This is a genomic window from Aliikangiella litoralis (assembly GCF_052495765.1).
Window position 1 is genome coordinate 4,259,364 of the sequence record NZ_CP199292.1, and the last position, 16,008, is coordinate 4,275,371.

Below are 16,008 nucleotides of genomic sequence, written 5' to 3' on the forward strand. Positions count from 1 at the left end.
GATTTAAATTTTAAATAACTGTTCAAAATTAGAAATAGTTAAAATTTTTCGAATATCTTCATTACAATTTTTAAGCGTTATTCTCGAAGAATCACCACCAGCATGATCCCTTAAAAGCAACAACATACCTAACGCAGAACTATCAAGATAAGTCGTTTCTACCATATCAATCACGATTTCCGATGGCGTCGGAGTGAGTTTTTCATAAGAATCTCTGAAAGACTGGTGAGCACTGAAATCAAAACGGCCATTAATTGATATTGTAAGTACTTTTCCATCAGATGAAAGGCTAGAACCTACGGACATGCTATCCCCCTTTTTTACCCAAAATTTAATAAATCCTTGTTCTTGAAGGCTTTATTTCAAATACTTCCTTGCTTTTAAGCATAGTGCAATCTTATAACTTTGACTAATATTTTTTGCATTTTTAATGGCTTTATTATCAAACTTGTGACACCAGGAACTTAGGGATCCGGTTGAGCGCTAAAACCTTTTGCGCTGCATCTAATTTTACCGCCGCTCCCGGCATTCCCCATACAACACTGGATTGTTCATCTTGAGCAATAGTTAAAGCTCCTGAATTACGAATTTCTAACAACCCATTTGCTCCATCTTGTCCCATTCCAGTCAACAAAGCCGCAATACAACGGGCCCCTACCGCCTTAACAATTGAATGAAATAATACATCGACCGCTGGTTTGTGCCGATTAACAGGTGGCCCCTCTCCTAAAACAGCCCACAGTTCCTTCCCTTTACGCTTAACTTCCATATGCATATGCCCAGGTGCTAAATAAGCATGACCAGAACTTAACTTGACGGGTCTTCTAACTTCCATAACCGACATTATTGATTCTTCATTCAACCTTTTTGCATATGATGTAGAAAACACATCGGGTATATGCTGAACCAGTACAATAGGAGGCATATCACAAGGTAACTGTGTAACAATTGAATGAATAGCTTCTGTTCCACCAGTTGATGCACCTATCGCAATTAATTCAAAATCAGATTTTGTTTCACTTCGAGTTAAAACAGAGCTCGATTTAGGACTTTTCTCTAATGCAGCGGTATTACATTGTGCAGCAATTTTTACTTTTTCAATGAGTTCTTCAGATAATGCGATAATTTTTTCTTTTACTTCTGATGATGGCTTACTAACAAAATCAAATGCTCCTGCATCGAGTGCCTGAATGGTGATATCTGCACCTGCTTGAGTCAAAGTAGAAACCATAATGACAGGCATAGGCCTTAATCTCATGATGTTCTTCAAAAATGTTAACCCATCCATTTTAGGCATTTCAACATCTAGAGTAATAACATCAGGATTAAACTTTTTAATCTTTTCTCTAGCATCAAAAGGATCAACCGCTGTAGCAACAACTTTAATTGACTCATCTTGATCTAAAATTTGTGATAGCAGCACTCGAATAAATGCCGAATCATCTACAATAAGAACTTTGATTGGGTTTAATAGATTGCTCAATATTTACACCTATAAAATGTATTCAATCACTTTGTACTGAGTATTAATCAAATAGCTCAATATCACTTTTAATCTCTTGTTGAGAAATTCTAGTAAAGTAAGATTCATCGCGTTGTTCAATTGTTGAATTATGTTTGCTATATAATTTCTTCATCAAGACTTTCCCTGTTCTAGTCATATACATTAATTTTCTTGGATAAATACCACCAACATCTTCAGCCAAAAGCTTCAAACCTTCAACTTGAATATATTCTTTTACAAACTCAATATTACGTTTCCCGACATCGGTCATACCACTCATCACTCTGCCACCACCAAACACTTTAACTTCTAATCGCTCTCGGTTACCGCCATTACGTAATATATCATTAATCATTTTTTCCATTGCAAAATTACCATAACGCTCAGCACCATCATCATTTTTATGCGTTTTTAAACTGTGCTTAATTGGCAACATAAAATGATTCATTCCTCCTATTTTTGCAATAGGATCACGGACACAAGCAGAAATGCATGACCCTAGTACGGTCGTTATCGCTTCATCGTGCGAGGTCACATAATATTCACCAGGTAAAATCTTAGCGGTTGATAGGCCCGTGTTCTTATCCCAATAGCGATTAATATGGTTAAATTCCTGCCAGCAAGAAGGTAAATTTTCTCTGACATAACCAATACTCATCAGGCAACTTTCCTAAAAATAGTTTTTCCAATGGCATTAAATATTATTTTATTGGCACTGAGATTTTCTGAGTGGCCTAAAATGAGACAGCCATCATCAGAAAGCAGATTAGAAAAGCGTTTTACTAAGTTTTGTTGAGTTTCTTTATCAAAATAAATTAATACATTTCTACAAATAATAAGATCTAACGGCCCTTTCATAGGCCACTCATTCATTAAATTAAGATGCTTAAAAAATATTAACTCTCTTAATTTAGGATTTATTTCCCATTCTCTAGATTTGCAATTTTTAGTTTGTTTAAACCACTTCTTATATTTTTCATCAATGGGCTCTAACTTCTCTTCAACATATATACCACGCCGACAAGCATCTAAAACTTTAGTATCTAAGTCTGTCGCTAATATTTTAAAGTCAACGCCAGCGGGTTTATTAGGTAACATATTCCAAACCATGGCTAAAGTATAAGGTTCCTCTCCCGTTGAACACCCAGCCGACCAAACTCTAATTCGCTTTTTCTTTTTAGCAAAAAGCTCTTTATAGTAAACATTAGCCAAATATTCAAAGTGATGTTTTTCTCTAAAAAAATGAGTAAGATTTGTTGTTAAAGCATTGGTAAAATTAATACTTTCCTCATTATCATTTTCGACCAACTCTAAATAGCTATCAAAATCTCTGAGTCCAACTTGTCGAATTCTGCGAGCAAGCCGAGAATACACCATATCAGATTTATGATCAGACAAATGTATACCTGACTTTTTGTTAATTAAAGCAACGACTCTTTTAAAATCATTTGTTGAAAAATCAAACTCTCTATTTTTTCTTTGCATAAATATTTACTGTACCTGTAGCATTCAAACTACGTTTTAAAGTAAGCATCCAACCATTACTAGAACTCTTCCCACTCTTGGTCGGATTGTACATCATTAGTGCCTGTAGATTGACTGCTTGCTGTTGCTTTAGGTTTAACAGGAGATACTATTTCTTTTGTTCGTTTACCACTTTCTTCACCGGTTTTAAAAAAGCTCATTAACTCCATTAAATTTCCTGCTTGTTCGTTCAAAGACTCTGCCGAAGCAGCCGCCTCTTCAACTAGCGCTGAGTTTTGTTGTGTCATATTATCCATTTGTGCAACCGCTTGATTAATTTGCTCAATTCCTGATGATTGCTCATCGCTTGCACTTGATATTTCTTTCACCAACTGAGTAACATTTCTAACAGAATCAACAATGTCATTTAACTTCTGACCAGAATCATTAACTAGCTGACTACCTTGTTCTACTTTACTAACACTATTGTTGATTAAGGATTTGATATCTTTAGCTGCACTTGCACTACGTTGCGCTAAATTTCTTACCTCAGCAGCCACTACTGCAAAACCTCTTCCCTGATCACCAGCTCTTGCCGCTTCAACTGCCGCATTTAATGCTAATAAGTTCGTTTGGAAAGCAATCTCATCAATGACACCGATAATGTCAGAAATTTCTTTAGAAGCTCGGTTAATTTCCTTCATTGCATCAATTGCTTCGGAAACAACATTGCCACCACTTTCGGCTAGCTTCATTGTATCAACAGATAGCTTATTGGCTTTACCCGCAGCTTCTGCATTTTCCTTAACCGTACCCGTTAATTCTTCCATACTGGATGCAGTCTCTTCTAAACTCGAAGCTTGCTCTTCTGTTCTTTGACTTAAGTCGGTGTTACCTTGTGAAATTTCTTTTGATGATGTAGAAACATGACTTGATGTTTCCATAATTTCACCCACCATATTTCTTAGGTTATCAATACTGGTATTAATTGAACTTTGTAATTGGCTAAATAGTCCGTGATAAGTACCATCCATACTATTTTGTAAATCACCAGCCGCTAAATCTTCAAGAACCGATTTACAACTTTCAATCGGTTCAACAACCGTATCTAACATACTATTAACACCTAATGCTAAGTTTTTCATAAAGCCGCTATAAGACTCTGCTTTTAAGCGATTACTTAAATCACCTCGTGCAGCATCACTGATTAGCGATTCAATTTGTTCTTGAGCATTAATAATGTCAGTTGTATCCACCCATTCAACAGCCGTACCTAAATAAACACCATCAGCATCTCGTAAAGCAACAGCAGTTAACTCGAATGATAAAGGACCGACTTTGATAGCTGAATTGTACGGCAAGTTTTCAGGCTGTAATATTTTTCGTTGATGAGCCGGATTTTTATGGAAAACGTCAAAGCTAGAACCAATAATAGTATTGATATCAAAGTTGGGTAGCGTAATTTTTAATTCATCTTCCCGCTTTTTCAACATTTTCTTAACCGCAGGATTTAAGTAATTAATCACACCATTGGTATCTGACATCATCAAACACGTTGTCATTCCATGAGTTGCAGAAACAAGACGCCCTATCTCTCTATTTTTCGCTCGAAGTTCAGTAGTATCAACCCACTCAACGGCAGTTCCTAAATAGACACCTTCAGAATCTTTTAGTGCTACGGCAGTGAGCTCAAATGATAAGGAACCAACCTCAATATCAGCTCTGTAAGGTAAGTTTTCGGGTTGTAATATTTTTCTTTGATGAGCAGGGTTTTTATGAAATACGTCATAGCTAGAACCTATAATTAAATCAACAGAAAAGTTAGGTAACACTTTCTGTATCTCTTCTTCTCTTCCTTTTAACATTTTAACAATCGAAGGATTCATATAATTAATAACACCATCTGTTCCGGCCATCATCAAGTTGGTTGTCATTCCTTCTATCGCAGAAACAAGGCGACCAATCTCAATGTTTTTCGCTTTGATTTCGGTCGTATCAACCCACTCAACAGCAGTTCCTAAATGCACACCATTTGTATCCCTTAATGCTACAGCAGTCAGTTCAAATGATAAGGAACCAACCTCAATGTCTGCTCTGTAAGGTAAATTTTCGGGTTGTAATACTTTTCTTTGATGAGCGGGGTTTTTATGAAACACATCGTAGCTAGAACCAACAATTGAATCGACAGCAAAGTTAGGTAGTGCTTTCTGTATTTCTTTTTCTCTTCCTTTTAACATTTTTACAATCGATGGGTTCATATAATTAATAATACCATCTGGCCCAGCCATCATTAGGTTAGTTGTCATACCTTGAGTCGCAGAAACCAAACGTCCTATTTCTTCATTTTTATCTTTTAAGTTTCCTTGCATGTCCCCAAGCGCACTCAGCAATTGGCCAAACTCATCTTTTGAACTGAAATCAATTTTATTATCTAACTTCCCTTTGCCAATCTCTTTAAAAACGCTAATAGCAGTATGCATTGAATTAACCGATTGATTAATCACAAAGAAGCCAATCATAAAGCCGATAGCGACGATAATTGAAATAAAAACCAACTCAATAATAAGCAAACTAATTTCTGAGTTTTTCCTTTCAACTAAAGAGGATTTCAACTGTGGTAATATCGCATTATTTAAGCTATAAATCTTACTGATTGTTTTTGTCATTTCGTCAAAAAAAACCGTCGGTGAGTAAATCAAAGATTCCGCTTTTATCACCTGTTTTTCAACTAAAGCATTTGCTCTTTCGACCTCATCAAATAGCGTATCGTACGCACTAGCTAAACTACCCGCTAGTTCAGGAGTATTTTTAAAAGCAGCCTCCTTTCCAAGTTTTAAATTCTCATAAGCACCAAAAATACTCACAGTTACTTTAGTTAACTCTAAACGTTCGTCACTAGTTAAATTCTGACTTGTTAAAGCACTACTACCCAATGCTCTAAGAACACCTAGATTATTTGCCATTTTAGGCGTTTCATTAACGACGGCTGACATCATATAAAATGTACCTAACTCCGAATCAAGAATTAAGTTTGAAATGTCAGCTAATTTTTTAATGGTTACAATCAGATCATCAACTATTTTATTATGTCTTTCGACTGACTCCAATTTACTTAAACTCATATTCTCTGAAGCTAGCCTTTTCCAATTCTGCTCTATCAATTTAACTTCACTACTTATTGTAATATATGAGTTTTCTTCTAAGGTTTTGTACAATTGATTAAAAGCGACAGAAATATCACTTTGAATCGTTCCCAAGCGCCCTCGCATAATATCATTACCACTCAGCGCTCCTGCACTATTTCCTCGGTGCAAAGTTATTTTCTGTAATAACTTATGCACTGGCTGTAAAACATTGACGCCTTGAATTTCTTTTTCTATAAATGTCATATTTGAAAACATCGACGTAACGAATAGATAAAGAACAATAACCAATGGTATCAACAAAGCAAGCAACGCCAACCCAAGCTTATACGACAACTTCATGTTACCCAGCAGTTTATTTAACATATTTTTCTCCATTGCATACCAAAAGTAATAGCAGTTTTATTCAGTATTATAGTATCAATCACTTATTGAAATTCTTCTAACTTAAATAGCTTGCTTAAAGCTAAAATTATAATCATATCGTTTTCAACTTTGGCAATACCTTTGATATATTGCGTATCAATTCGACTACCAAGTGCAGGGGCATTTTTTAACACCTCTTTATCAATGTTATGCACATCTGAAACAGCATCGACAACAATTCCTAAAATATAAGATTGATTCAACTCGATAATTTCTGACTTTAAGATAATCACGACTGTCGACTTATCATAAGTCACCGACTCATAATCAAACCTGATACGTAAATCAATAATTGGAACAATTGCCCCCCTCCAATCAATTACACCTTTAATAAAATCAGGCGTATCTGGCATTGGTCTAGGTTCAACCCAACCATGAATTTCTTGTACTGACAAAATATCAACGCCAAATTCATCATTGCCCATTTTAAAAGTGAGATATTGATTATTGCCGCTTTTTAGTTGTTCAGCATTTTCAGTTGAGTTTTCAATGAGCTCATCATTTTCCATTGTATTAACCTTGTCCAGAAAAAGGGTGCTGAATAAGTTTAAGAGAAAGTAAGTTTGCAAGATTAAGTAAGGTCACGGCATGTTCATCAACATTAGCAACACCTTCGGTAAAACGGGTATCAATATTGCTGTGATTATTAGGTAGTTCATTAATACTTTCATCATCAATATTTAAAACATCTGAAACACCATCAACAACACATCCCATTAACCTTTCTTTTGAAAGGCTAGTATTTTTTAAAATAATAATGACAGTTGTTTCTGAATACTCTATTTGCTTAAAATCAAAACGATTTCGTAAATCAATGACAGGAACAATGGTTCCTCTTAAGTTTAAAACACCTTTAACATAAGTCGGTGAATTAGGTAAAAATGTTGGCGATTCCCACGCTCTTATTTCTTGCACGCTTAATATATCAACAGCAAAGATTTCACCACCAACAATAAAACTTAAATACTGAGTACCTGTTTCATGATCCAAAACATCAGTGTTTGATATATCAATCTCTTGCTCTTGAATAACATGCATTAAATCAGACATTTCATTCTCTGTTGTTAATCCCAAATCGCCCTTAGCTATGCAACACTTTTTTGTGGTGTATTAGTACGATCAGCAGCTCTTTTAGCCATGCCTACGATGTCTAAAATAAGCGAGACTCTACCATCACCTAAAATAGTTGCTCCTGACACACCTTGTATTGCTTTATAGTGTGACTCTAAACTCTTTATTACAACTTGCTGCTGACCAAGTAACTCATCTATCAACAAAGCTATTTTTTTGTTTTCACCTTCAACAATTGCTAGCAATCCATCAGAGCTATGTTCTAACTGATGCTCTATTTCAAACTCATCTCTTAAATTAATAACAGGAATGTAATGATCATCTAATTTATAAACCAACATATCACCAGCAATTCTAGTGACCTCAGCCATCGTTAAAGGAACCGATTCAATAATTGAAACTAATGGTAAAATATAAACTTCGTTAGCAACTTTGATCAGTTGACCATCTAAAATAGCTAAAGTCAGTGGTAATCGAATAGTAAAGGTAGTTCCGCGACCTAATTCAGATTCAATTTCAACACTACCACCTAAGTTGTTAATATTCCGTTTAACAACATCCATCCCAACACCTCTACCAGAAACATCACTGACCACTTCAGCAGTAGAAAAGCCAGGTTCCATAATCAAAGATAATATTTGATCATTCGGTAATTCAACCCCATCATTAATAATTCCTTTATCAACGGCTTTTTGATAAATAACCTCAGGATTAATGCCAGCACCATCGTCTCTAACTTCGATTACAATATTTCCGCCTTGATGAAAAGCATTAATCGATAAGTTACCAGCCTCACTTTTACCTATAGCTAAACGTTCTTCAGTTGACTCTAAACCGTGATCTAAGGCATTTCTAACTAAATGAGTTAATGGATCGCCAATTTGCTCCATTACAGTTTTATCTAATTCGGTAGATTCTCCCGCAATATTAAGCTCAACCTTTTTACCAAGTTGGGTTGAAAGATCTCGAATCATTCGAGGTAAACGATTAAAAATAAAGCCGATGGGCAACATCCTTATACGCATAACACTTTCTTGAAGTTCTCTCGTATTTTGCTCTAACTCAACTAAACCAGCTATCAGCTGATTAAGCTTCGACATATTAAAATTTTCACCTAATTCACTTAGCATTGATTGAGTAATTACTAGCTCACCCACTAAGTCGATTAAAGTATCTACCTTATCGGTACCAACTCTAATGGAAGCAGATGATTTTGCAGCAGTCACTTTCTTCTCTTCTGGTTCATTATTTTTTATTTGAACCATTTTTTGAGATTCTGATAGCTTGCTTCTGCTCGCATCTGTATTAGTCTCTTCGAACAGTTTATCCTCTACTTTCTTGTTCTTTTTGATATTTTCCTTTTTATCATTATCAGAAGCATTGTCTATTTCACCCTCATTATGTTGAGTTACTTCAGATTGGCTAGGAGTAATTGTTAATTCACAATCGTCTTCAACCCACTCAAAAACTTCTTTAATATCTTCAACAGTCACTTCGGCATCGAGTATTAAACGCCAAGATAGAAAACAAGAATCAGGCTTTAGTTCATCAAAATCAGGTACTGCATTTAATTCGACAAAAACATCTAAATGTCCAAATGCTTTTAACTCACGAAACATTCTAAGCGGTTCATTGCCTGTTTCAAGAATATAACTTTTCGGTTTAAATTTAATTTCCCATAAATGCCCACCCTCGACACTAACCTCTTCATCTGCTTCAACACTTTCTTCAACAACTACAGTAGTACTAGAATCATCATTATCTAATAATTCATTAAATTTTTCGATCAAATCAACATGGGAATTTCCAACATCATCACCATCTTGAATTCTGACTAACATTCCACGTAAGCAATCAACCGAGCGCAATAGCAAATCAATGATCGGTTTAGAAACATCCCTTTCTTCTGAACGCATTTCATCTAGCAACGTTTCCATGACATGCGTAAAATCGGCAACTTCTTTAAAGTTAAATGTTGCACTACCACCTTTTATTGAATGAGCAGCGCGAAAGATAGTGTTTATAGTTTCTACGTCAGAGTCGGCTTCCAGATTTAATAATTTTTGCTCCATAACATCAAGCCCTTCAATACTCTCTTCGAAGAAAACTTGGTGAAACTGGCTTAAATCAATTTCCATTTATTTATCCTGATTCATTCTTAAATAAAAAGATTCTATTAATTTTTACATTAGCCGATAACTTTATTGACCGTTGCTAATAATTGATCTGGATTAAACGGTTTAACAATCCAGCCTGTTGCTCCTGCCGCACGTCCAGCTTGTTTTTTATCGCCAGATGATTCTGTGGTTAACATTAATATTGGTGTAAATTTATAATTGGCTAGACCACGTAACTCTTTAACCAAAGTTAAACCATCCATATTAGGCATATTGACGTCGGAAATTACAATATCAAAACTTTCAGATTGGGCAGCTTTAAGAGCCTCTACTCCATCGGCAGCTTCAGCTACTTCAAACCCCGCACTTTTTAAAGTGAATGTCACCATTTGTCGCATAGACGCAGAGTCATCCACAGCAAGTATCTTTGTCATTCAATGCTCTCCAGTTTTCTGTTCTTATCCTAAATTAAGAGGTTCACTCATCCCGAGAATCTCACTTGCCTGTACAATTGCATCAGAAGGTTTTTGCCAACTTACTTGTGAACCTTGAGCTTCAGCTTTTTGGATAAAAGTATAAATTAACTGTAACCCAGCAGTATCAGCACGCTCTACATTATTTGAAATAAGCACGACGGGTAGCTTTTTATTCAAAGCAGTTGTCAAACGACTTTTGAGATTGGCAGCATGTGTTATGTCGACCGCAGTACCTAAACTGACGGTTGTTTTTTTCTCCAAGGTATTCTCCATAAAAGCTTTAAAGTCTAGTTGTTATCTTCGCTTAGAGTGTCCTACTAAATAGGTATAGCAGATTTTGGGAAAGTTACCTTTGATTCAGCCAATTTTTTTTTATTCTTATATGGTTATGGAATAAAAATGAATAAGCTTTACCTGCTAAAATGCTATTTAGCCATCAAAATGAAGTTTGCTTGGTATTCTGGTTAGTTACTTGCTTTGGTTTCTTAAAAATGCCTGAGTCGACATTTCATCCGCACGATTAGCTTCTTTTTTATCAATCACTTGCTGTTCTTTTTGGGCGATTTTACCCATCACTTGTTTAATCGTTTTTGCATGATTTCTTTGATGATTCCACTTGCCTTGCGAAGCTTCTAATTCTTGTCCGCAGCGCACCAGTACATCTTTTTGTTGTGATATAGCTAAATCCAATTTTGATAAGAATTGATGATATTGCTGCAAGCCAGTTCCATTTATCCCTTGCCTGATTTTAGTCTCCATATCAGCTAAGTATTCTTTTCGATATAATTCTAACTTTTCTAGTTTTTGTTCTTCATTCCGTTGTGCTTCAAGTGTTTGTCCAAACTCTTTAGCGGCAATCTTCTCATTATTTTGAGCAATTTGACTAATAGGTTTTAACCTTTTTGACCTAACCATAACAACTCCAGTTAACTATAAAACCTTAAATTAAAGATTTAAACTCTTAACTGCCAACTACTCACAATAATCAATACGCCTACTTAAGTATAGACAGTTATTGCATCATCTGCTGTAAATGACTAACACTCTCCGCCATATCAACATCTTCATTGATGTTCTGACATAAAAATGCACGAATGGTTGGCATCATTTCAACCGCTTCATCAATTAATTGATCGCTTCCTTTTTGATAAGCTCCGACTGTAATTAAATCTTTGTTTTGTTGATAAGTTGAGTATAAATATTTCAAATGACTAATTGCTTCACGGTGTTCATCGGACGTAATCTGATTAATGACTCGGCTGACAGAACCTTCGATATCAATAGCAGGATAATGCCCCGAGTCGGCAAGTTCTCTGGTTAGGACCAAGTGACCATCAAGAATTGCTCTGGCAGCATCCACAATAGGATCCTGTTGATCATCTCCCTCAGCAAGCACGGTGTAAAAAGCGGTTATTGAACCTCCACCTGATGTACCATTACCAGCTCGTTCAACCAATTGTGGCAACATCGCAAAAACAGATGGCGGATAACCTTTAGTGGCTGGTGGTTCTCCGATGGCTAAGGCCACTTCTCTTTGTGCTTGGCAAAACCGTGTTAAAGAATCCATTAATAATAAAACATCCTTACCTTGATCTCTAAAATACTCAGCAATTGTGGTAGCTGACATTGCTCCTTGTAAACGCATTAATGGCGAATTATCAGCTGGCACTGCAACCACAACAGAGCGCTGTGTTCCTTTGCTACCCAAAATTTGCTCGATGAACTCTTTAACTTCTCGACCTCTTTCTCCAATCAAGCCAACGACAATAACATCAGCTTCGGTAAAACGAGTCATCATTCCTAACAATACACTTTTTCCAACTCCGCTTCCTGCAAGTAATCCCATTCTTTGTCCACGCCCAACAGTCAATACTGAATTGATTGAGCGCACACCAACATCTAAAGGTTCAACAACAGGTTTTCGTTTTAAAGGATTGATTGGTTCTGAAGCTAATGGACGAGTTTGATCACATCGTATCGCCCCTTTACCATCTATTGGTTTACCTTGCCCATCTAACACTCTACCCAGTAAAGCTTCTCCAACAGGTATTTCTGCTGCCCTATGAGTTGGAATAACCCTAGCACCAGGACCTAACCCTTGCATACTTCCAATAGGCATTAAATAAATTTTGTCGAGAGAAAAGCCAACAACTTCTGCCTCTTCCAATTTGCCATGAATCGTTTCTATATGACAGCGCTCTCCAATATTAACACTACAGCCAACCGCTTCTAATGTCATTCCTACCATACGAGTTAGACGGCCTTCAACAACAATACTGGTATGTTCTTCAACAACCGGTTTTAATTGACTTAAGTAGTTAGCAAAAAGCTGATCATTCAACATCCGATTCTCCTGCCCGTTGACCTCCTGCAATTCGACTAAATAATACGGCAATTTGTTTATCTATTGACGCATCTATTTTTGAATTTTCAGTGATTACCTGACAACTACCTTTTTCAACCGAAGGATCACTTTTAAGTTGCCAGTTCGTATTACCCGATTCACTTTGCCCATCAATAGAAAGCGCATTTTTAACAATCGTTGCATCTTCCGGATGAAGAGATATTTCTATATTCTGCGAACCAATAGGCAAGAGTTTTAATGCTTCACGAATAATAGCAATCAACTGGGAAGGATCTTGTTGTAACTCTCTTCTTACAATTTGTCTAGCAATAGCAAAAGCTAGTTGCAGCAATTCATGCTGGGTTTGTTTACCGCATTGTTCTAATGGTTTAGATAACTGTGAAATAACTTGCTGCATTAGTGCCGATTGCTTTTCAACTAAATCTTTTGCTGCCGCTAAACCTTCCTTTTGTCCTGCTTGAAAACCCTCTTGGTGGGCAGCATCACGGATGGCTTGTAGTTCTTCTGCGGTAATTTTTTCTTGTTCTTCCTCACTCACTTCCTCTTCTTCAACTTCATCAACAGGTTGTCTAAATCCTGGCGCTTTACCAAAATCGAGTTCGGGCACCTGCCAAGTCGAAAAGCTTGCATTATTTTTTATTAGCTTAATAGGCGTATCTGACTTTGCCTTTAAAACCATTGTTCTTTACCTATAATTAAAGTTAACATTGAAAAACTCTGCCATCAATTTAGTTCGAATACTAAACCATTTCTTCGCCACCACCACCCAGCATAATTTCTCCAGAGTCAGCCATCCGTCTAGCCACTGTTAAAATTTCTTTCTGCGCAGCTTCAACTTCGCTTAATTTTACAGGTCCCATTGCTTCTAAATCATCACGCATTAGTTCAGCAGCACGCTTAGACATATTTTTAAATATTTTTTCTTTAATATCATCTTCACAAGCTTTTAAAGCAATGATCAAAGTGTCTGTTGAAATTTCTCTTAGTAACGCTTGAATACCTCTATCATCAACATCCACCAAGTTGTCAAACACAAACATTAAGTCTTCTATTTTTTGTGCTAAGTCTTCGTCAGTTTCTTTTATTGACTCCATAATAAGAGCCTCATTAGCACCATCAATAAAATTCATAATTTCAGCGACGGTTTTAACACCACCAATTTGACGTGACTGTGTAGAACCACTACCTGTAAATTGTTTTTCCATAATATCATTCAATTCTTGCAACGCATCAGGTTGCACGGCTTCTAAAGCAGAAATCCTTAATGCTAAATCAACTCGTACTTTTTCTGGTAATAATTGTAATACTTCAGCAGATTGATCAGGATCTAAATAAGACAAAACTATTGATTGTATTTGTGGATGTTCAAAGCGAATAACATCAGCGACTGAACGAGCATCCATCCACTTTAAAGTATCTAATCCTTTAGTATTTGCACCAGCTAGTATTCGATCAATCAATGCGCCAGCTTTGTCATCACCAAGTGCTGATTTTAATGTACTTCGGATATAATCTTCTGTACCAATTCCAATACCAGTTTGCTCTTCTACTTTTTCAAGAAACTCATCAACAACATCTTCAACCGCACCTTTACCAATATTTTTTAATGAGGCCATTTGCATACCTAAAACCTGAACTTCTTTAGGCCCCATATGTTTTAAAACTTCAGCCGCAGTATCCTCCCCCAATGAAAGTAGTAAGATGGCAGCTTTATCAATACCTGTTAATTTTCTTTCTTTTTTATCTTCAGCCATCGTCATCAATCCAGTTTTTCACTAATTGTGCAACTAAAGTAGGGTTGTTATTAACAACGCCTTTCGCTTGCTCTAATTTTTTAACTTCCCCGACAGTTGGTGCAGGCAACTCCAAACTATCATTACCAGCTAAAACGACTTTATCATCAGCTAAATCGCCGATATCACTCGATGCTAAACCAGACAGATCCATATCCATACTCGATGACTCTTGATTACCTGAAGGTTGAACCGGAACACTCGATAACTTCTTCAAGGTTGGTTTAAGGACGCCAAATATTAATAATAGACCTAAAATTAATCCAACAACAGGTTTCAACAAAGTTTGAAATAACTCACCTTCATAAAACGCAAGGGGTTCAGGCGCAGGCAAAGTTTCAGCCAATGTAAAAGGGAATGATTCGACACTCACTAAATCGCCTCTTTGTATATTAAATCCAATTGCAGCTTGAATTAAACGAGAAATTCTTGCTAACTCATCATCCGCTCTTGGTATTTTTTGTCCTGCATTATTAGGATCATTAATATGATCTAAACCAATCGAAACACTAATTCGTTTAATAATACCAACCTGCGGTAATATATGGCTAATCGTCGTATCCAGTTCATAGTTTCGTTCTGCTTCTGTTCTTTTATTTCCATTAGCCGTATTTGTATTATTAGCAACCTGTGCATTATTAGCATTTGCAGGAATATTTGCAGCACCAGGTGGTTGATTAGTCAATGCTCCAGGGACACCAGCGGCAGTACCATTAGCACGAGAGTCATCAATAGTTCTTTCACTACGAACAGCAGGCAAATCCGGATTAAATGACTGCAAAGTTTGTTCTTTTTTTGTAAAATCCATATCTACATTAACTTGAACTGTGTAGGCGCCAAGTCCCACCAATGGTGTTAAAATTTGTTCCACACGGCTTTTTATATCCGATTGTCTTTCACGAATAATATTTAATTCTTTTGATGACTGATTTTGTGAACGATCCATACTGCCGGAATGATATAAGCGCCCAAACTGATCGGTAATGGTCACTTTATCTCTTTCTAAATTTGGAATACTGCCAGAAACTAAATCAACCATAGCATCGACTTGTTCATCAGATAAAGCACCACGGGAAAATAAATTTAATAAAACAGAGGCACTTGGTTTTCTTCTATTTTTAATAAAAGAAGATTCTTTAGGAATCGCCAAATGAACCTTAACTGCTTTAACGCCATTAAACTGTTGCAAAGTAGAAGTTAATCGGAGCTCTTGATTACGTAATAAACGAGCTTGTTCCATACGCTGTGAAACACCAAAGCCAGAATCTTTTTTCAGATAAGGATCTTCGTTTACTTGACCGATTGAAACCCCTTGAGCCCCTAACTCAATTTGTATTCTTTTATAACGACTTTGCGGTACTAAAACTTTTCCACTGGCATCTATACGGTAAGGAATTTCTTGCTGCTCTAAATAATTAATGACATCCATAGAAGCTTCGGCAGGTAAGTTTTCAAGCGGTCGCATTGGAGGTTCTTTAGACCATAACGCAATAAAAACACCTAAGGCAATACTAGCGGCAATTGCAATTAAAATACCGACTTGCTTTAACGGTGCTAAACTTGTCATTCCAGGCAAAATACCTGGAGGCGCATTGTCAACTTGAACCATCTCTGTTGATGTTGCTTCAGCCACTTTAACCTCTTTTTGA

Annotated in this window: 15 protein-coding genes; all 15 read right to left on the reverse strand. The window is 36.4% G+C overall.

The annotated features are described in order from the left end of the window. Positions 1–3: 3 nt before the first annotated feature. Positions 4–306 (reverse strand): STAS domain-containing protein, encoded by a 303-nt coding sequence (locus ACT5E3_RS17695; RefSeq protein ID WP_444994871.1) that lies wholly within the window; start codon positions 304–306, stop codon positions 4–6. 136 nt (positions 307–442) lie between these two features. Further along, positions 443–1,483 (reverse strand): protein-glutamate methylesterase/protein-glutamine glutaminase, encoded by a 1,041-nt coding sequence (locus tag ACT5E3_RS17700; RefSeq protein WP_444994872.1) that lies wholly within the window; start codon positions 1,481–1,483, stop codon positions 443–445. A gap of 43 nt (positions 1,484–1,526) precedes the next feature. Further along, positions 1,527–2,162 (reverse strand): chemoreceptor glutamine deamidase CheD, encoded by a 636-nt coding sequence (gene cheD, locus ACT5E3_RS17705; protein WP_444994873.1) that lies wholly within the window; start codon positions 2,160–2,162, stop codon positions 1,527–1,529. Further along, a complete protein-coding gene (locus tag ACT5E3_RS17710; RefSeq protein ID WP_444994874.1) occupies positions 2,162–2,989 on the reverse strand; it encodes a CheR family methyltransferase in 828 nt (275 codons plus the stop codon). The genes cheD and ACT5E3_RS17710 overlap by 1 nt, the downstream gene beginning before the upstream one ends. 59 nt (positions 2,990–3,048) lie before the next feature. Next, a complete protein-coding gene (locus ACT5E3_RS17715; protein WP_444994875.1) occupies positions 3,049–6,477 on the reverse strand; it encodes a methyl-accepting chemotaxis protein in 3,429 nt (1,142 codons plus the stop codon). Between the two features lie 62 nt (positions 6,478–6,539). Further along, positions 6,540–7,046: a chemotaxis protein CheW gene (locus ACT5E3_RS17720; protein ID WP_444994876.1), complete on the reverse strand. Its 507-nt coding sequence runs from the start codon at positions 7,044–7,046 to the stop codon at positions 6,540–6,542. Between the two features lie 4 nt (positions 7,047–7,050). Continuing rightward, complete coding sequence (locus tag ACT5E3_RS17725; RefSeq protein ID WP_444994877.1) at positions 7,051–7,587, reverse strand: chemotaxis protein CheW; 537 nt, start codon at positions 7,585–7,587, stop codon at positions 7,051–7,053. Positions 7,588–7,622: 35 nt separating this feature from the next. Next, the gene (locus tag ACT5E3_RS17730) at positions 7,623–9,746 is read right to left on the reverse strand and encodes a chemotaxis protein CheA (RefSeq protein ID WP_444994878.1); all 2,124 of its coding nucleotides are present in this window, start codon (positions 9,744–9,746) and stop codon (positions 7,623–7,625) included. Positions 9,747–9,796: 50 nt separating this feature from the next. After that, a complete protein-coding gene (locus ACT5E3_RS17735) occupies positions 9,797–10,159 on the reverse strand; it encodes a response regulator (RefSeq protein ID WP_444994879.1) in 363 nt (120 codons plus the stop codon). A 24-nt stretch (positions 10,160–10,183) separates the two neighbouring features. Further along, on the reverse strand, positions 10,184–10,462 hold the full coding sequence (locus ACT5E3_RS17740) for an STAS domain-containing protein (protein WP_444994880.1): 279 nt from the start codon (positions 10,460–10,462) through the stop codon (positions 10,184–10,186). A gap of 207 nt (positions 10,463–10,669) precedes the next feature. Further along, positions 10,670–11,116 (reverse strand): flagellar export protein FliJ, encoded by a 447-nt coding sequence (gene fliJ / locus ACT5E3_RS17745; RefSeq protein ID WP_444994881.1) that lies wholly within the window; start codon positions 11,114–11,116, stop codon positions 10,670–10,672. A gap of 97 nt (positions 11,117–11,213) precedes the next feature. Then, entirely contained in the window at positions 11,214–12,545 is a 1,332-nt protein-coding gene (fliI, locus tag ACT5E3_RS17750; protein WP_444994882.1) for a flagellar protein export ATPase FliI, read from the reverse strand. After that, positions 12,535–13,245, reverse strand: coding sequence for a flagellar assembly protein FliH (locus tag ACT5E3_RS17755; protein WP_444994883.1), 711 nt, complete (start codon positions 13,243–13,245; stop codon positions 12,535–12,537). The genes fliI and ACT5E3_RS17755 overlap by 11 nt, the downstream gene beginning before the upstream one ends. Before the next feature lie 61 nt (positions 13,246–13,306). Then, positions 13,307–14,320, reverse strand: coding sequence for a flagellar motor switch protein FliG (gene fliG, locus ACT5E3_RS17760; protein ID WP_444994884.1), 1,014 nt, complete (start codon positions 14,318–14,320; stop codon positions 13,307–13,309). After that, complete coding sequence (gene fliF / locus ACT5E3_RS17765; RefSeq protein ID WP_444994885.1) at positions 14,313–15,992, reverse strand: flagellar basal-body MS-ring/collar protein FliF; 1,680 nt, start codon at positions 15,990–15,992, stop codon at positions 14,313–14,315. The genes fliG and fliF overlap by 8 nt, the downstream gene beginning before the upstream one ends. Between the last annotated feature and the right edge of the window lie 16 nt (positions 15,993–16,008).